Source organism: Algimonas arctica (assembly GCF_014652695.1).
In the GTDB taxonomy this organism is placed as follows: domain Bacteria; phylum Pseudomonadota; class Alphaproteobacteria; order Caulobacterales; family Maricaulaceae; genus Litorimonas; species Litorimonas arctica.
The window spans coordinates 72,588-90,931 of record NZ_BMZH01000004.1; the positions used below are offsets into that span (position 1 = coordinate 72,588).

General features: G+C 53.5%; 17 protein-coding genes. 1 reads left to right on the plus strand and 16 read right to left on the minus strand.

Going from position 1 to position 18,344, the window contains the following annotated elements; all coding sequences use genetic code 11:
* Positions 1–65: 65 nt before the first annotated feature.
* On the plus strand, positions 66–1,373 hold the full coding sequence (locus IE105_RS06155) for an APC family permease (protein WP_189496509.1): 1,308 nt from the start codon (positions 66–68) through the stop codon (positions 1,371–1,373).
* On the opposite strand, the gene IE105_RS06160 is transcribed toward IE105_RS06155, so the two are convergent.
* The 16 genes from IE105_RS06160 to nuoG form a co-directional block, all read right to left on the minus strand.
* Positions 1,348–2,049 carry an ABC transporter ATP-binding protein gene (locus tag IE105_RS06160; RefSeq protein ID WP_189496511.1) on the minus strand — a complete coding sequence of 234 codons (702 nt, stop codon included), beginning with the start codon at positions 2,047–2,049 and terminating at the stop codon, positions 1,348–1,350. The two genes, IE105_RS06155 and IE105_RS06160, sit on opposite strands and share 26 nt — an antisense overlap.
* Complete coding sequence (locus IE105_RS06165; RefSeq protein ID WP_189496514.1) at positions 2,042–3,331, minus strand: ABC transporter permease; 1,290 nt, start codon at positions 3,329–3,331, stop codon at positions 2,042–2,044. The genes IE105_RS06160 and IE105_RS06165 overlap by 8 nt, the downstream gene beginning before the upstream one ends.
* Positions 3,332–3,334: 3 nt before the next feature.
* Positions 3,335–4,648, minus strand: coding sequence for a proline--tRNA ligase (gene proS / locus IE105_RS06170; protein WP_189496516.1), 1,314 nt, complete (start codon positions 4,646–4,648; stop codon positions 3,335–3,337).
* A gap of 70 nt (positions 4,649–4,718) precedes the next feature.
* Positions 4,719–4,994 carry a DUF1467 family protein gene (locus IE105_RS06175; protein ID WP_189496518.1) on the minus strand — a complete coding sequence of 92 codons (276 nt, stop codon included), beginning with the start codon at positions 4,992–4,994 and terminating at the stop codon, positions 4,719–4,721.
* Between the two features lie 9 nt (positions 4,995–5,003).
* A complete protein-coding gene (gene mce, locus IE105_RS06180; RefSeq protein WP_189496520.1) occupies positions 5,004–5,420 on the minus strand; it encodes a methylmalonyl-CoA epimerase in 417 nt (138 codons plus the stop codon).
* Complete coding sequence (locus tag IE105_RS06185) at positions 5,421–7,112, minus strand: ribonuclease J (protein WP_189496522.1); 1,692 nt, start codon at positions 7,110–7,112, stop codon at positions 5,421–5,423.
* Positions 7,105–7,881: a type III pantothenate kinase gene (locus IE105_RS06190; RefSeq protein WP_189496857.1), complete on the minus strand. Its 777-nt coding sequence runs from the start codon at positions 7,879–7,881 to the stop codon at positions 7,105–7,107. Before IE105_RS06190 ends, IE105_RS06185 begins: the two co-directional genes overlap by 8 nt.
* Before the next feature lie 4 nt (positions 7,882–7,885).
* On the minus strand, positions 7,886–8,605 hold the full coding sequence (locus IE105_RS06195; RefSeq protein WP_189496524.1) for a biotin--[acetyl-CoA-carboxylase] ligase: 720 nt from the start codon (positions 8,603–8,605) through the stop codon (positions 7,886–7,888).
* Positions 8,606–8,608: 3 nt separating this feature from the next.
* Positions 8,609–10,060 (minus strand): NADH-quinone oxidoreductase subunit NuoN, encoded by a 1,452-nt coding sequence (gene nuoN / locus IE105_RS06200; protein WP_373299058.1) that lies wholly within the window; start codon positions 10,058–10,060, stop codon positions 8,609–8,611.
* Positions 10,047–11,588 carry an NADH-quinone oxidoreductase subunit M gene (locus IE105_RS06205; RefSeq protein ID WP_189496528.1) on the minus strand — a complete coding sequence of 514 codons (1,542 nt, stop codon included), beginning with the start codon at positions 11,586–11,588 and terminating at the stop codon, positions 10,047–10,049. Before IE105_RS06205 ends, nuoN begins: the two co-directional genes overlap by 14 nt.
* A 4-nt stretch (positions 11,589–11,592) precedes the next feature.
* On the minus strand, positions 11,593–13,641 hold the full coding sequence (gene nuoL, locus IE105_RS06210) for an NADH-quinone oxidoreductase subunit L (RefSeq protein ID WP_233354015.1): 2,049 nt from the start codon (positions 13,639–13,641) through the stop codon (positions 11,593–11,595).
* 4 nt (positions 13,642–13,645) lie between these two features.
* On the minus strand, positions 13,646–13,972 hold the full coding sequence (gene nuoK, locus IE105_RS06215) for an NADH-quinone oxidoreductase subunit NuoK (protein WP_189496530.1): 327 nt from the start codon (positions 13,970–13,972) through the stop codon (positions 13,646–13,648).
* Between the two features lie 24 nt (positions 13,973–13,996).
* On the minus strand, positions 13,997–14,539 hold the full coding sequence (locus IE105_RS06220) for an NADH-quinone oxidoreductase subunit J (protein WP_373299059.1): 543 nt from the start codon (positions 14,537–14,539) through the stop codon (positions 13,997–13,999).
* Between the two features lie 113 nt (positions 14,540–14,652).
* Positions 14,653–15,141 carry an NADH-quinone oxidoreductase subunit NuoI gene (gene nuoI, locus IE105_RS06225; protein ID WP_189496860.1) on the minus strand — a complete coding sequence of 163 codons (489 nt, stop codon included), beginning with the start codon at positions 15,139–15,141 and terminating at the stop codon, positions 14,653–14,655.
* Positions 15,141–16,238 (minus strand): NADH-quinone oxidoreductase subunit NuoH, encoded by a 1,098-nt coding sequence (gene nuoH / locus IE105_RS06230; protein ID WP_189496534.1) that lies wholly within the window; start codon positions 16,236–16,238, stop codon positions 15,141–15,143. Before nuoH ends, nuoI begins: the two co-directional genes overlap by 1 nt.
* Positions 16,235–18,343: an NADH-quinone oxidoreductase subunit NuoG gene (gene nuoG, locus IE105_RS06235; RefSeq protein WP_189496536.1), complete on the minus strand. Its 2,109-nt coding sequence runs from the start codon at positions 18,341–18,343 to the stop codon at positions 16,235–16,237. Before nuoG ends, nuoH begins: the two co-directional genes overlap by 4 nt.
* Between the last annotated feature and the right edge of the window lies 1 nt (position 18,344).

The window sequence follows — 18,344 nt, forward strand, 5'->3', positions numbered from 1 at the left end:
TCGACGCGCGTCGTGTGGATAATTACCCGCTTGCCTTATGATACGGCGGCCCGCACGGAGAATAGATGAGCGCCAACTTCCGCCCGCGTACGGCCACCGCCGTCATCATAGCCAATATGATCGGAACCGGCGTATTTACGTCGCTCGGTTTTCAACTCCTCGACATTAGCTCCCCTTTTGCCATTTTGATGCTTTGGATAATTGGCGGTGTGGCTGCGCTATGTGGTGCGCTGAGCTATGCCGAGCTTGGAACCCGCCTGCCCCGATCTGGCGGTGAGTATAATTTTCTTGGTGAGATATACCATCCCGCCGCAGGTTTCGTGTCAGGCTGGGTTTCCGCGACCATTGGCTTTGCGGCGCCAATTGCAGCCGTCGCGATTGCGTTTTCGAAATATATGGCGGCCGTCCTCCCCTGGGATATGACACCGGGGATGCAAACTGCGATGGCAATCGCGCTCGTTCTGACAATGGGCAATCTGCACGGACGCTCGCGCCGCATGTCAGGCGCCTCACAGACCGCTTTGACGGCCATCAAGGTTGCCCTGATAATCGGCTTCATCGCCGCGGGTTTATTCCTTGTGCGCGATCCACAGCCGATCTCGTTTCTGCCAAAACCCGGAGACGGAGCGAACCTGCTCTCTCCGGCTTTCGCCGTGTCTCTCATCTATGTTTCTTATGCCTACACGGGCTGGAACGCTGCGACCTATATTTCGGGAGAATTAGCTGAGCCGCAAAAGTCACTCCCCGGCATCTTGGTCAAAGGCACCCTCCTAGTCGCTGTCCTTTATATTTTACTTCACGTCGTCTTTCTTCGCGCCGCGCCGATGGAGGCTCTGCGCGGCGAGGTCGAAATCGGCTATATTGCAGCGCGGGGCATATTTGGCGATGGCGGCGGGCGGATCGCAGGCGGTATGCTCGCCTTACTTCTGATTAGCACCGTCTCGGCCATGACTCTGGCTGGCCCGCGGGCGCTACAGGCCATTGGAGAAGACTTCCATCCGCTCCGATGGTTAGCTCGCACCAATGCAGATGGGGTTCCGCGTAATGCGGTCTGGCTGCAAAGCGGGATCGCGACATTTTTTGTCCTCACCCAGACCTTTGAGACGATTATCATCTTCGCCGGAAGCCTCTTGGCCTTCAACAGCTTGCTCGCAGTTTTGGGACTGTTCATCCTACGACGCAAACAGCCAAAGGCAGAAGTCCCGTTCAAAGTTCCCGCCTACCCTCTTGTTCCACTTGTCTATTTAGCGATTACGGCGTTCACACTGATCTATGTCGTCACAACCTCACCCAAAACCGCCGTCGGGGCACTCGTTTTGATTGGTGTCGGTCTCGTTTTTTACGCGATTAGTAGGAAACAGGCGCCGGAATAAACGGAACAACCATGCCTTCACGCACAGTCAGCAAACGGTCCATATAGCTCGCGAGTTGCATGTTGTGCGTAGCGACAAGGGCCGCGACGCCTTCCTGACGGGTGAGCTGGTACAGCTGATCAAAGACAACAGCACTTGTTGCCGGATCAAGGTTGCCCGTCGGTTCATCAGACAGCAAAACTTGCGGCCGATTGGCCAATGCACGCGCGATAGCGACCCGTTGTTGTTCCCCGCCAGACATTTGGCTGGGACGATGGGTCAGTCGTTCACCCAGGCCCATCGCCACTAATAAACGCCGACTTTCAGCCCGCGCAATGCGTGATGTCTTGCCGGCAATCATTTGTGGGATCATCACATTTTCTTCAGCCGTGAATTCTTTTTGCAAGTGGTGGAACTGATAGACCATCCCGATCCGTTCGCGCCGGATAGCCGTGCGTTCATCATCCGGCAGTTTCAAACATTCACGACCATTGATAAAAACTTCACCCGCATTGGGCTTTTCAAGCAACCCCGCCGCATGCAGCAGGGTTGATTTACCCGATCCAGACGGTCCAATCAGGCCCACCATTTCACCGGGAAAAATATCGATGTCAGCCCCGGCAAGAACCTTTAACAAGCCCCCACCGGATTTGTAGGATCGATGCAAATTGCGAACGGAAAGAACGGGCCTAGTCATAGCGGAGAGCCTCGACCGGATCGATTTTAGAGGCCTGCCAAGCGGGCCAAAACACAGCCATCGCGGAAATCATAAAGCCCCACAGCGCGACAGACGCGACCTCGGACCAAACAATCTTGACGGGAATGCGGTCCGTCAGTTGGTAAACGTCCTGAGGGAACAGTTGCACGCCCATAATACCTTCGATGAAAAGCTGAATCGAATATAAATTCAAACAGAACAATACGCCGACAATCAAGCCGACTAGCGTTCCAAGAATGCCCACGGTGGCGCCGCTCATCAGGAATATCCGTAAAATGCCTGCGCGTGTCATGCCGATGGTGCGCAAGATCGCAATATCGCGCGACTTGTTCTTCACCAACATAATCATTGACGCCAACACGGGGAACGCGGCGATGATTACAACAATCATAAAGATCAGACGCATCGCCACTTGTTCAACGCGCAGCGCGCTCGCCGTAGATTGATTGCGGTCTTTCCAGGTCATTTGCCGGATCGGCTGCCCTGCTTGTTCGAAGATTTGTGGGCGCAACTCATCAATTTCGTCAGGGTCTTCGAGTCTGAGTTGAATATCCCCCTTCACCTTGCCACCCTCGAAAAGGAGCGTCGCCTCATCCAAATCCATGTAAATATAAGTTTGGTTGGTCACGAAAAGACCAACGTCAAAAATTGCGCCAATCGTATAGGTTTTACGAACAGGAACCGCGCCGGAAATTGTTTGGCGTGTACGCGGTGAATAGACGAGCAAGCGATCCCCAACTTGAAGACTAAGCCCCGCTGCCATCGCTGAACCAATCGCAATCGCATGATCGGACCCCTCTCCTTCACCCAGAGAGCGAAGATCGCCTTGAATGACGCCGTCCGCGATTAACTCAAACGCCATCAGATCATCTTTGGCTATCCCGATGACTTGCGCCAGCGCGAATTGGCCATTGGCTTGAACACCCGTGAAATGTTGCGTGAACTGGAATGCATTTTCAACGCCCGGAATAGCCTGCATCCGTTGCTCTAGCGCTTCGATCTCCGCGACAGTGATGTCCGGCTGTACAGACTGCACATAAATATGGCCTTCACTGCCAATGGTCAGGCGGATCATGTCAGCGCGAAAGCCGTTCATGATCGACATGATAGTGATCATCGCCGCAATGGCGAGCATGATGCAGGTGAAGCTGATGACAGCAATAAAGCCGACGCCGCCATGCGTTTTCTTCGCGCGCAAATAGCGCATCGAAATCTTACGCTCGACCGACCCGAATGGGGCGTTCTGAGTAACCTCAGCCATCGTCTAGCCTGTTAGCTTCGCCACAGCCGCTTCAGGAGAGAGGTTTTCTCGCTCACCCGTGCGCCGATGTTTCAGCTCGACGATTCCGTCTTTCAACCCTCGTGGCCCGATCACAATCTGCCAAGGCAGACCAATCAGGTCCATTCGCGAGAATTTGACCCCACCACGATCTGACGTATCATCATAAAGTGGATCCAGTCCCGCTGCGATCAGTGCTTGATAAAGCTCGTCCGCAACGCGGTCGCAATCCTCATCACCAGATTTCAAATTGATAATGCCGACATCGAATGGCGATACGTCTTCCGGCCAAATGATCCCGTTTTCATCATGACTGGCTTCGATAATTCCGCCAACAAGACGCGAGACACCAATGCCGTAACTACCCATTTCGACCGCAGTCGGTTTACCGTCCGGGCCTTGTACTTTCGCATTGAACGGCTCGGAGTATTTCGTGCCAAAGTAGAAGATGTGTCCAATCTCGATTCCTCGGGCAGAAACCCTTTGATCTTCAGGCAAATCTTCAAAATTCCATCCTTCGTGTTCTTCATCAGCTCTCGCATATAGTCGCGTTCTAGCTTCAACAATCTCAGACAAATCACTGTCGAAGTCTACATCTCCAATAGGATCCAATTCTAAAATTCGTTTGTCGCAAAATATTTCACTCTCACCTGTTTCCGCGAGAATATGAAACTCATGAGAAAGATCGCCCCCAATGGGTCCCGTCGCCGCTTTAACGGGGACAGCTTTCAAACCTAACCTCTGAAACGTTTTGAGATAGGCAACAAACATTTTGTGATAGCTCTTGCGCGCGTCTTCGGGCGTGAGATCAAAGCTGTAGCAATCCTTCATCAGGAATTCGCGTCCGCGCATCACGCCAAAACGGGGGCGCCGCTCATCACGAAACTTCCACTGCACGTGATACAGCATTTTCGGTAAATCTTTGTAGGATCGGACATCAGACGAAAACACATCAGTCAGCATTTCTTCGTTCGTTGGCCCAAACAGCATTTCGCGATCATTACGATCCGTAATCCGCAGCATTTCCGGACCATAGGCATCATAACGGCCCGACTGTTTCCAAAGGTCCGCTGATTGAATGGTCGGCATCAGCATTTCGACTGCGCCTGCTCGGTTCTGCTCTTCGCGAACGATCTGCTCGATCTTTTTGAGAACTTTGAACCCAAGCGGCAGCCAAGTGTAAATGCCGGCACTATTTTGCCGAACCATCCCCGCACGCAACATCAGCTTGTGGCTGGCAATCGTCGCATCCGACGGGGTCTCTTTAAGAAGAGGAAGGAAATAGCGTGAGAGTCGCATTGTGCGCGCTTAGCTGTGCACTCGCCAACGAGCAAGCGAGCGCTTGCAGGAAATCTTCGGGGAACGCGCGTTATGTGTCTCGATTCAGCCCAAATATGACGCCCATCCGTTCCCATGTCAGCCATCCCGTCGACAGGACCCAATGGAGCAGTAAGAAGAAAATTATCGCAAGTCCGGTTGCCCAAAGTGCCTTACGAATCATACGGGGTCGAATTGGCGCCCCCGGTTCCGTTCCGGGTTCAACCGAGCCGTCCTCGGCCTGCCCCCGAATTCCCAAGGGAAGGACAATAAAAAGCGAGAGCCACCAAAGGATGAGGAAAGATGCGAGTCCCGTAAACCAGTTCATGAGAGTCGCCTAATGCTCAACGTCAGGGGCTTCCATGAGTTCAATCAGCACACCCCCGCTGTCACCAGGGTGAAGGAAGACAACGAGCGTGCCATGCGCGCCGATACGGGGCTCGTTCAGAACGCGCATGCCGCGCGCTTCCATTGTGGTCTTCGCGATATGAATATCATCAACTTCGAAACAAACGTGATGTTGTCCGCCTTTGGGGTTTCGCTCCAGAAATTTCAGGATTGGGGAGTTTTCACCATAAGGCTCAATCAGTTCAACTTGTCCGCTTGGCAGCGTAACAAACGCGTAAGTCACGCCCTGCGGGGGCAAATCCTGAGGCTCAGTAATATCGGTCGCGCCGAGCACATCCCGATAGAACGCGATCGCCTTACGAATATCCGGAACGGCAACGCCGACATGGTTGAGCGGACCAATCATTTAAGCGGCCCCTTTGACCATATGCGCGTGGATTTCGACGATAGAACGTTTGTCAGTCAAATTGCGCACGACGCGTTTGACACGACCGCGAAGCTTTTCTTCTATTGCGTCCAGATCTTTGCGCGCGCGCGGAGCCAGTTCATTAAAGGCGCGCTCCGCCATTTCCGCGACAGCATCGAGCAATTCATCCATCACCGCACCATTTTCGCCCTCTGGAAATCCACTGATCCTGGGTTCTGGTCCGCTAATTAATCGGCCTTTTTCATTGACCACGACGCTGACGGCGACATGGCCAGCATAGGCCATTTTGCGACGGAGCCGCATGCCGTCATCCATTGACGACACAATCTTCCCGCCATCTTCGTAAAGACGACCCGTCGGAACAATATCGATGATTTTAGGGCCATTGGGCGCGAGTCGAATCATTTCACCATTCCGGCCCGGGATCGAAATTTTCGCACCAACTGTTTTTGCAAACCGGGCATGTTCCAACAAGTGGCGACGTTCGCCATGCACCGGAATCGCGACGTTAGGTTTGACCCATTCATACATCGTTTTGAGTTCACCCCGATTTGGGTGGCCGGACACGTGGATCGGGCGATCCTTTTCTGTGATGATTTTTACCCCATCATCCGCCAAAGCATTCTGCAAAGCAAAGATGCCCAACTCATTGCCGGGAATGATTTTCGAGCTGAAGATCACAACATCGCCAGATTTAAATTTAACCGTTCGGTGCGACCCGTCTGCGATCCGAGACAGGGCCGCGCGCGGTTCGCCTTGGCTTCCGGTGCAAAGATAAAGAACATGCCCTGCGGGCATGGCGGACGCTTCGTCCTCAGACAAAAGATGCCCCACGTCGGTGAGCATCCCGACAGCCTTCGCCGCCGCCGTCATGCGTTTCATCGACCGTCCAATCAAACAGACTGAGCGTTTATTCGCCTTCGCGGCATACATAATCGATTGCAGGCGCGCGACATTGGACGCGAAGGTGGCGACCGCCATGCCCCGGTCCTTATGCTCCCCGATCAGCTTCGTTAGCTCTATGCGGACGCCATCTTCTGATCCACTGAAGCCCGGCGAGAAGACATTGGTACTGTCGCAAATCATCGCGAGGACCCCCTCATCCCCAATGGCTTTAAGCGCGTCTTCGTCAACGCCCTCACCAATTTGTGGGTTGGGATCAATCTTCCAATCGCCTGTATGCAGAACCATGCCGAGATCTGTGCGGATCGCGAGTGCGTTCGGTTCAGGAATAGAGTGTGTCAGAGAAATCAGATCGAATTGGAACGGTCCGAGATCAAAACTGCCTTTGAGCGGAATTTCAATGAGTTCAACTTCATCCAGCAGCCCGGCTTCCGCCAAACGGTCCTTGACCAACCACATGGTGAAGGGCGTTGCATAGACTGGGCAACGCAAGCGCGGCCACAAACGGGCCAGCGCGCCCATATGGTCTTCGTGCGCATGGGTAAGCACAATCCCCAAAAGATTATGTTTGTGCTCTTCTATGAAAGCCGTGTCCGGCATGATAATATCGACACCCGGCGTTTCAGCATTGCCGAACGTCACGCCAATATCGACAATGACCCATTTACGACTGGACGGCCTGCCATAGCCAAACAAGTTCAGGTTCATTCCGATTTCGCCGGATCCACCCAGCGGTAGGAATACGAATTCGTCTTGATTTTTAGCCATTCGGTCGGTTCAACTTCCAGATTTCCAGCAAACCCCGGATCGTTAGATTCGGATCAAAATGCTGGATTGTTTCGCTCGCGCCGTCAAACAGGCTGGCAACGCCACCTGTTCCAATGACGGTGAAGTCCCGCCCATCTTCTTCGCGAATACGCCTTACTAGCCCGTCAATCAGCCCGATATAACCCCAGAACACACCGGATTGCATGGCGGATACGGTGTCCTTACCAACGACACGGTCGGGCCGTCGGATCTCGATCCGCGGTAGTTGCGCCGCCGCTTCGTGCAGCGCTCGCATCGACAGGTTAATGCCCGGGCAAATTACCCCGCCTTCAAAATGGCGGTCGCCGGAAACAATATCAAATGTTGTCGCTGTACCGCTATCAACAATGATCAACGGTCCCTCATAAGACTGCACTGCGCCCAATACAGTGACAAGCCGATCCGCGCCAACGGACGACGGATTATCAACGCGAATTCCAATACCCAGTTCAACATTTGGTTCACCGACAACTAGCGGCTCAACTCCCAAATGCCTTCGAACCAAATTCCGTTGATTAAACAAGGATTGCGGCACCACGGTGGAAATTACGCAACCCTCAATATCCTTAAACGACAGGTTCGACATGGACATGAGTTGATAGAACCAGACCGCGAACTCATCTGCTGTGCGCGCGGCGTCAGTCGCAATGCGCCATTCCCCAACCCAATTTTCGCCATCATGAATAGCGAACAGCGTGTTGGTGTTCCCGGTATCAATGACAAGCAACATAGAATTATCCGAAAGCAACATCGCCCGCATGGACGCGGGTCTCTGTGCCATTAGGCAAGATCAGACACAACGCACCATCCGGCGCAAGATCCGTGAATGTTCCCGTGAGGCCATTCACCGTCACTGTTTTTCCAAGATGATGCGCGTAAGCAAGCCAATCTTTACGGATCGGTTCAAACCCATCGTTTCGTAAGGTTCCGATCCGTTGCATCACGTGTTTGGACAAAAGGGCGAGAACAGCCTCGGCCCCCGTAAAGAGGGGTTCCGCATCTGCCAAATTTTCGGCTTTCATTTCTCGTAATAAATGCGTCGCCGGATAAGGCGTATTGTCGGGATGTGACACGAGATTAATACCAATCCCGATAAGAAGCGCTTTGGCTTCGCGCTCGATCAACAAGCCGCTAATTTTGGCCCCGCCAATCAGGGCATCATTTGGCCATTTCAACGTGACGGGACGCTGCGGCATATAGGCCACCAGCGTATCCACGATAGCCAGTGACGCCGCAAAGCCGTGCAATGCGGATTGAGATGGGTCCGTTGAATTAGGCAGGAGCAATGTTGCCGACAGATTACCAGAGCAGCTAACCCATGTCCGGTCACGCCGCCCTCGCCCCTGTGTTTGCACATCGGCGCGCACCCAAACCGGACCGCGCTCACCCGATTTATAAAGCGACCGAGCTTCGTCCTGAGTCGAGCCGACGCTATCCAGATGGATAAACTGCAAGAGCTAGAAGAGCGCCGCGGCTGCGCTATCGAGAAGGCTTTGCGCCGGAATCGAGATGAATGGCAGAGCAAATAACAAGAGCAAAGTCAGCGCGGACCCCGTCGTAATCCAACGCAAAGAGCGGGGAGATTCGACAAAGTCTTGGGCTGGCTCATCAAACCACATCGTTTTGATAACACGAAGATAGTAAAACGCGCCGATGACGGACGCGACCAAGGCCGCGACAACCAACCACCACAGGCCGGCTTCAACCGCAGGCCAGAAGGCAAACAACTTACCAAAGAACCCGAGCAAGGGCGGAATACCCATCAGTGAAAAGAAAAAGACCGTCAGAACTAGCGCCATCGGACGGTTGGTCTGTGACAGGCCAGACAAATCCGAAATCTGTTCGACCATGCCGTTACGGATCCGCATTTGCAGGATCGCAGCAAATATACCGATCGAGCTGATGACATAGATCGTCATGAAGATCAGCATACCCTTCAGGCCAAACACGGTCCCCGCCGCCAGCGGCACAAGCGCGTAGCCCATGTTCGCAATGGAAGAGTACGCCATCAGACGTTTGATATTCCTTTGGCTCAACGCGCCAATCGCACCGACATACATCGATACCAATGCGAGCGCTGCGACGATCTGTTGCCACTGGTCAAACATACCTTCGAGCGGACCGAACAACAGCCGGGCAATCAAGGCCATCGCTGCAAATTTCGGAGCCGAGGCGAAGAAGCCCGTGATCGGTGTCGGCGAGCCTTCGTAAACATCCGGCGTCCACATGTGGAACGGTGCAGCGGAAATTTTAAACGCCAAGCCGCACATCATAAAGACCATGCCCGCAACGAGTCCGCCGTTCACGCCGCCTGTTTCAATCACGGACGCAATGCCCGCAAAATCAAGGTGGCCGGTAAAGCCATAAATCATCGACGTACCGTAGAGCAGTAGACCTGACGACAAAGCGCCGAGCACAAAATACTTCAAGCCAGCCTCTGAAGAGCGCAAGCTATCCCGGTTGAACGCCGCCATGATGTAGAGCGCAAGCGCTTGCAATTCGAGACCGATATAGAGCGCGAGCAGGTTATTCGCGCTGACCATGATCGACATGCCGAGCACAGCGTAGATCATCAACACGGAAAATTCGAACCGATCAAGTTTTTCGGCTTTGAAATAGGATTTGGTGAAAACGAGCGCGAGCGCGGCCGTCAAACCGATGATCAGTTTGGCGTAATGCCCAAAATCATCGACCTTGAGCAGACCGTTAAACGCAGTTCCTTGAGGACGACCTAAGACGAATCCGATCAACGCGAAGGCGACAAGCACAGCAATGGCAATCCAGCGCATCACATCGGCTTGCTTTTCGCCTTTAACGAACAAGCTCATCACTACGACGATAAGAGTTTGAGCCGCAAGCAACAGCTCCGGCGCCATTAGGGACACAGCTTCCATCTTAGTTCCCCTCAGCCAAAGCGGGCACAACCGTATCCGCTTGGAAGTCCGCAATGAGTTGAGCGACACTGGCTTCGGTCAAATCCGTCACCAAAGCCGGATAAACACCAAGCAAAATTGTGAAGAAGGCGAGCGATCCTAAGATCAGCCATTCCCGCGCTGTGACATCGGTAATCACGTCGAGCTTCTCATTGACCTGTTCGCCAAAGATCGTCTCTCGGTAGAGATGGAGCGCATACATCGCCGACAAGATCATGCCGAGGGCTGCGCCTGCCGCGATCCACGGGCTTACTTGATAGGCACCAATCATGGTCAAGATTTCACCGATAAAACCTGACGTTCCGGGCAAGCCCACATTCGCCATAGTAAAGAGCAGGAAGAAGGCTGCAAAGATCGGCATGCGTTTCACAAGTCCGCCGTAAAAAGCGATGTCGCGCGTGTGCATCCGGTCGTAAATCACACCGACGCAGAAAAAGAGCGCGCCAGAGACCAAACCGTGGCTGATCATCTGGAAAACTCCGCCTTGGATACCTTGCAGATTAAAGGTGAATATCCCCATCGTCACGAAGCCCATGTGAGCGACGGAACTATAAGCGATCAGCTTTTTCATATCCGTCTGACGGTAAGCGACCAGTGACGTGTAGATGATTGCGATGACCGACAAGGTGAAGATCATGGGCGCAAATTGAACTGACGCGTCTGGGAAGTAAGGCAGAGAAAAACGTAGGAAGCCGTAACCACCCAATTTTAGCAAAATACCCGCCAGAATAACCGAACCCGCCGTTGGCGCCTGAACGTGCGCATCCGGCAGCCATGTATGGACAGGCCACATTGGCATCTTGACCGCAAAGGAGGCAAAGAACGCAAGCCAGAGCCACGTCTGAACACCGCCGGGAATATCAAGGTCTTTGAGAGCCCGCATATCCGTAGTTGGATCGCCAAACTGCGTCCCACTTTGAGCGTAGAGCCACAAGATAGCCGCAAGCATCAAAACTGACCCCAACAGCGTGTAGAGGAAGAATTTATAAGACGCATAAACGCGGTTCGCCCCACCCCAAACACCGATAATGATAAACATTGGGATCAGTACCGCTTCGAAGAAGATGTAGAATAGAATTAGATCAAGCGAGCAGAAGACCCCAATCATAAGGCTTTCCAATAGCAGGAACGCGATCATGTAATCGGCTTTGCGTTTCTTGATCGACGTTTCTGACGCCAATATACAAAGCGGGGTCAGAAATGCCGTCAGAACGATAAAGAGAACAGAAATACCATCGACGCCCATGCGAAAGTCAATCCCGTTGCCAAGCCACGGGGCTTCATCGACAAATTGAAAGCCTGGATTTGTTGGATCAAAATCGATCACGAGAACGACGGACAGTAGCAAAACGATCAAGCTGACCAACAGGGCCGTACGCGGCGCATTACGCTCAGTCTGTTCGCGACCATCGGCACGCGTGAGGCGGGACACAAAAGCGAGGAACAAAGCCCCGATCAACGGAATGACGACCAATGCCGGCAGAATAGGAAGGTTCGAAAACACGGCCTTAACCTCCCAGCCCACGAACGCCGATCATCACCAGAACGGCAACGCCGATCAACATGACAAAGGCGTAGTGAAACAATTTACCTGATTGTAGTCGTGACAGACGGCGTGATGCCCCTGCCGTAAACGCGGCAATCCCGTTAGGTCCAAATCGATCGATTATGCCGACATCAATGACTTTCCAGAAGAAGTCACCCAACTTACGAGCACCACGAATAAGCGTTACTTCGTAAAGTTCGTCGATGTACCATTTATTGAGCAGGAAGCGGTAAAGCGGTGAGCCCCCTGTGTCTGCCGCGTGAGCAATCCGGCGCTCAGTTCCGCCATTACGGTACATGAAGAACGCGAGCACAAAGCCCAAAGCGGAAACAACGAGCGGTGAAAATAGAACCCACAGCGGGAAATGATGACCGCCGCCAGCTTCTTCACCGGCGCTCTCATATCCTTCAGCCGCGGCAAACAGGTTGGTTGGCGCAAGTGCGGCGTGGTCGCCGCCCGCAATTGGAAGCGCCCCATGCCAGAAGCCGCCATAACCATACATGAAGCTTTTGTAGAAAATGGCTCCGGCAAAAATTGCCCCAATAGACAGAACAATCAGCGGAATTCGCATACTCCACGGGCTCTCATGCGCATGTTCCAGCGTATGATGGTCACTCCGGAAGCGGCCGTGGAAGGTCATGAAGATAAGGCGCCAGCTATAGAAGCTGGTCATAAAGGCCGCGATGAGCCCCATCCAGAAGGCGAAGACAGCCGCGTTATTCCCGCCGCCAGCACCCACGGCATACGCCGCTTCGATAATGGCATCTTTCGAGAAGAAGCCCGCAAAACCCCAACCGAGTAACGGCATGCCGATCCCTGTCAGCGCTAGAGTGCCGATAATCATACCCGCATATGTCCACGGTACTTTGCGCCATATCCCGCCCATTTTACGCATGTCTTGTTCATGATGCAGCGCATGGATGACTGACCCGGCCCCGAGGAACAACAATGCCTTGAAAAACGCGTGGGTAAAGAGGTGGAACATCGCCGCGTTATAGGCCCCAACGCCGGCAGCAAAGAACATGTAGCCGAGTTGCGAACAGGTCGAATAAGCGATGACGCGTTTGATATCGTTCTGCACCAGACCGACCGTTGCCGCAAAGAAGGCCGTGAAGGCGCCCAAGGCGGTAATGAAACCTGCTGTAAACGGGGCTGCGTCGTAAATCGGGTAAGCCCGACAGACGAGGAAGACGCCGGCTGTCACCATAGTCGCCGCGTGGATAAGCGCCGACACAGGGGTCGGGCCTTCCATCGCGTCTGGCAACCAGACGTGCAGAAGGAACTGCGCTGATTTCCCCATCGCGCCGATGAAGAGCAGCATAGCGATCAGTTCAATCGCATTGAGGTTAAAGCCCAAGAAATCGAGACGGCGGTCGCTATTCTCGGCAATTGCGGAGAATACTACGTCAAATTCAACAGATCCAAAGACGAGGAAAACCGTCATAACGCCTAGCGCCAAGCCGACATCGCCAACTCGGTTGGTGACAAACGCTTTGATGGCTGCGGCATTGGCAGACGGTTTTTTGTAGTAATAGCCAATCAATAGATAACTGGCGAGCCCGACGCCTTCCCAACCAAAAAACAGCTGGATGAAGTTGTCGCTGGTGACGAGCATCAGCATGAAGAAGGTGAACAGCGAGAGGTAAGCAAAGAAGCGCGGCTTATATTTGTCGTCGCTCATATAGCCCCAGCTATAGAGGTGAACCAGCGAGGACACTGTCGTCACAACGATCAACATCACCGCCGTTAGCGTGTCCATCTTGAGCGCCCAATTGGCTTCTAACCCGCCAATGTCCAACCAACGCATCAGCGTGATCGTCGTGTCTGGCGCATCGCCAAAGGCAATACCCATAAATGCGAGCCATGAGAGTATGGCTGACAAGAACAACAATCCTGTTGTCAAAACCATACTGGCTTTTTCAGGCAGGCGTGCACCGCCAAAACCTGTGCCCGCAACACCGGCGATGATGGCCCCGATCAGCGGGGCAAAAACGATCGTCTGATACAACAAGAGATCAGCCCTTCATCAGGTCAGCGTCTTCGACCTGAATGTTACCGCGATTGCGGAAGTAAACGACAAGAATAGCGAGGCCGACAGCGGCTTCTGCCGCGGCCACAGTGAGGATAAAGAGGCTGAATATTTGCCCATCAATAGGGTTCACGCCCGGTGCAGCCGGCATGTGCGTCGAAAACGCCACGAAATTGATGTTCACCGCCAATAAGATGAGCTCAATGCACATCAAAATAACAATGACATTTTTACGATTCACGAAAATGCCAAACACGCCGATGATAAACAGCATCGCGGCAACGATCAGGTAATGTGATAATCCGATGACCATGTCTTCCCTCCTAGCCGGACCCGGCTAACCGAGCCCCTGTCCAGGTTCGATGTCCACGAGTTCAACCCCGTCTTTACGCGTCCGCGCCATTTGCGCATTCGCATCCTGACGGCGCACGCCTTCGCGTTCCCGCAATGTCAGCACAATCGCACCGATCATGGCAACGAGCAGGATAAAGCCTGCGGCCTCAAACGCGCCTGCATATTTTGTATAAAGCACCGCGCCAAAGGCTTCGAGATTGCTCATCGTGCCGTCTGTGACAACCAGTGGGCGTCCGCCATCTGAGAAATAGGCTGCGCCAAGCGTAATCATTTCAATCAACAAGATTCCCGCAATGATCGCACCAATAGGCGCGTAAGAGAGAAAGCCCTTTTTCAACTCCGCAAAATCCACATCAAGCATCATCACGACGAAGAGGAAGAGAACGGCAACGGCTCCCACATAAACCATGATGAGAAGCAGCGCGAGGAACTCGGCCCCCATAAGAATGAAGAGCCCGGCCGCGCTGAAAAACGTCAGGATGAGGAACATCACCGAGTGCACAGGATTTCGCGACGCGACCACCATAAAGGCGGAAGCGATAGCAACAGTTGCGAGGATGTAGAATGCGATGGCCGCGATCACGTCTGGCTCTCTTCTCTTTCCTCCGCATCGGTAAGCCGACGCGGATTCGCGTCCCCTTAACGGTAGGGCGCGTCCATTTCTAGGTTCTTGGCGATTTCAGTTTCCCATCTGTCCCCATTCGCGAGCAGCTTTTCTTTATCATAGTAAAGCTCTTCGCGGGTTTCAGTGGCAAATTCGTAGTTTGGTCCTTCGACAATCGCGTCGACGGGGCACGCTTCCTGACACAAGCCGCAATAAATACATTTGACCATGTCGATATCATAACGCGTTGTCCGACGCGAACCATCCGGACGCGGTTCAGCTTCAATAACAATCGCTTGCGCCGGGCAGATGGCTTCGCAGAGCTTACACGCAATACAGCGCTCTTCACCACTCGCATAGCGACGTAGCGCATGCTCGCCGCGAAAACGGGGGCTAAGCGGCCCTTTTTCGAATGGATAGTTCAGGGTGACTTTCGGGCGGAAGAAAAACCGCATTGCGAGTATAAAAGCGCTGACAAATTCGAGCAGCAAAGCGCCGCGAATGAGCTGTTTAAGACGAGACATCATGCGGCTCCCGTAAACACAACGACGCCAGACACAATCATAACCGCAATGATGGACGTCGGAAGAAACACTTTCCAACCCAGACGCATCAATTGGTCATAGCGGTAACGCGGCACAATCGCCTTCACCATCGCGAACATAAAGAAGATGAAAGCCGTCTTGAGGAAGAACCAAAACACGCCCGGCAGGAACTGAACGCCAATGTCGATCGGGGCATGCCAGCCGCCGAGGAACAGGATCACCATCATCGCAGATAGCAGCATAATGTTCACATATTCCGCGAAGAAGAACATCAAGAACGGTGTGGAGGAATACTCCACCTGATAACCAGCTACGAGCTCGGATTCTGCTTCCGGAAGATCGAACGGCGGGCGGTTTGTTTCCGCAAGTGCGCTGATGAAAAACATCACGCCCATATAAAACAGCACAGGCGTCAAAATATAATTGGCGAGGCCGAATTCTGTTGAGGGATTAAGTCGGAACATATTCCAGTTCCAAAACCCGCCTGCTTGCGTGTTGACGATTTCGGACAGGTTCATGGATCCCGAGACGAAAATAACCGTCAGGATGATAAAGCCGATTGAGACTTCATAGGACACCATCTGCGCCGCAGAGCGCAGTGATCCCATGAAGGAATATTTCGAGTTCGACGCCCAACCGCCAATAATAATGCCGTAAACGCCGAGAGAACTGATCGCGAGGACATAAAGAACCCCGACGTTAATATCTGAAATCACCCAACCGTCCGCAACTGGGATCACCGCCCACGCCAGAAAGGCCATGACGAGAGCAATCAGCGGCGCGAGGATAAACAGGAATTTATCAGACCCCGCCGGAACGACGATTTCCTTGAAGAAAAACTTCAGCGCATCGGCCATAGTTTGCAGCAAGCCAAACGCGCCCACAACATTGGGGCCCCGGCGCATTTGCACAGCCGCCCAAATCTTACGGTCAGCGAGCACCAACGCCGCGACAAGCAAAGCTAGAACCAGCACAAAGCCTAAAACTTGCAGCATTTTGAGCGCAACCCAAAGGCCCCAACCAGAGGCGTCCCCAGCCGCAGCTTGAAAAACCGGCAATTGAATGAGGTCGATCATTCCGCGGCCTCCGAATAGGTCGGCTTATCGACGCCAGCAGAACATTCCGCCATTACGTTGGAGGCTCGCGCAATCGGGTTGGTCATATAGAAATCTGTCACCGGACTTTTGAGCGGAGCATCGGAAAGCGTTCCATCTGTTCCCAGTTGCGACAGATCAAAATCTGCTGCCGAAGCCGCCCCGGGTGCATAACCCAGAGCACCGAAGGTTGGATGCTTCTCAATCATCTGATCCCGGAGAGCGGACTGACTATCAAATGGCAACACGCGGCCAATCGCGGCCGACAGTGCCCGGACAATCGCCCAATCTTCTTTCGCCATGCCTTTCGGCGGCACAGCGCGCATGCCCATTTGCACACGGCCTTCTGTATTCACATAGAGACCGTCTTTTTCAGTGTAAGCGCAACCCGGCAGGATGATGTCCGCGACATGGGCGCCTGCGTCGCCGTGGTGGCCCTGATAAATCACGAACGTGTCTTTCAATCGACTCGCGTCAAATTCGTCAGCCCCGAGCAAGTAAACGGTCTCAATCTCGCCCGCTTCCGCGCCTGCCAAAATGGCCTCAGTCGATTTTCCATCCGTACCTGGCAAGAAGCCAAGGTCGAGACCGCCAACACGGGCCGCCGCTGTATGAAGAATATTCAGCGCGTTCCAGCCTTCACGGACAAATTTTGGTCCCGACATCAGTGTGGCCAATGCCGCCAGTAAAGCTTGTCCAGCCTCACCGACCAAAGCGCCTGCCCCGACGATAATCATCGGATTCTCAGCTTTCTTTAGGATCGGCGCAAAGCCTTTTCGCGCCCGACTAAAGGCCGCAAGGTCTGCGGCAGATGTCCCGACATGGTGATAATCATAGGTCAGGTCGACGGTGTCGCCGATCATTCCAATTTCGAGATCGCCTGTGATCCAGCGCTTGCGAATACGCGCATTAATGATCGGCGCTTCAAGGCGAGGGTTGGTTCCAATGAATAAAATGGCGTCGGCGTCATCAATGCCCGCAATAGAGCTATTAAAGAGATAGCCTTCGCGCGCGCCAGTGCCGATCAGGCTGCCATCTTGACGACAATCAATATTTTTCACGCCCAGCGAACCCATCAGTTCCTTCAGCGCATACATGGATTCAGCGTCGCAAAGATCGCCCGCAATCGCGGCGGTTTTGCTCGGGTCGCCTTTAAGTTTTTCAGCCGCTAAGCCGAGCGCTTCATCCCAACTCGCTTGGCGTAAATTCCCATTTTCACGGATGAACGGACGATCAAGGCGTTGACGGGCAAGGCCGTCCCAGACGAATCGTGTTTTATCGCTGATCCATTCCTCGTTCACGTCATCATTGATCATCGGCAGAATACGCAAAACAGCATCGCGGCGCGAATCGATCCGAATGTTCGAGCCGACTGCATCCATCACGTCGACGCTCTCGACTTTATCCAATTCCCATGGACGCGCATTAAAGGCGTAAGGCTTGGACGTCAGTGCTCCGACGGGGCATAAATCAATCACATTGCCGGACAATTCCGACGTCAGTGACTTTTCTAAATAGGTTGTGATTTCAGCGTTCTCGCCACGATTGACGAGGCCAATTTCCTGTACGCCAGCGACTTCGGTTATAAACCTCACGCAGCGCGTACATTGGATGCAACGAGTCATGATCGTATTGACGAGCGGGCCCATGTGCTTGTCGTCAACGGCGCGTTTGTTTTCCTCAAAACGGGAAAAGTCGCGGCCATAGGCCATCGCTTGGTCTTGCAAATCACACTCACCGCCCTGATCGCAAATCGGGCAATCCAGCGGGTGGTTGATGAGGAGAAATTCCATCACGCCTTCACGGGCTTTTTTTACCAGTGGAGAATTGGTTTTGATGTGGGCCGGCGTGCCGTCGCGGTTCGGGCGCAGGTCTTTGACTTGCAAGGCGCAAGACGCTTGCGGCTTCGGCGCGCCTTCCCATTCGACCAGACACATGCGGCAGTTACCCGCGATGGACAGGCGCTCATGATAACAGAAACGCGGAATTTCCGCGCCGCCATATTCTTCGCACGCCTGCATCAGCGTGTATTCCGCCGGCACCTCGTGCTCGACACCATCAATTTTGACTTTACGGAGGTCGGTCATA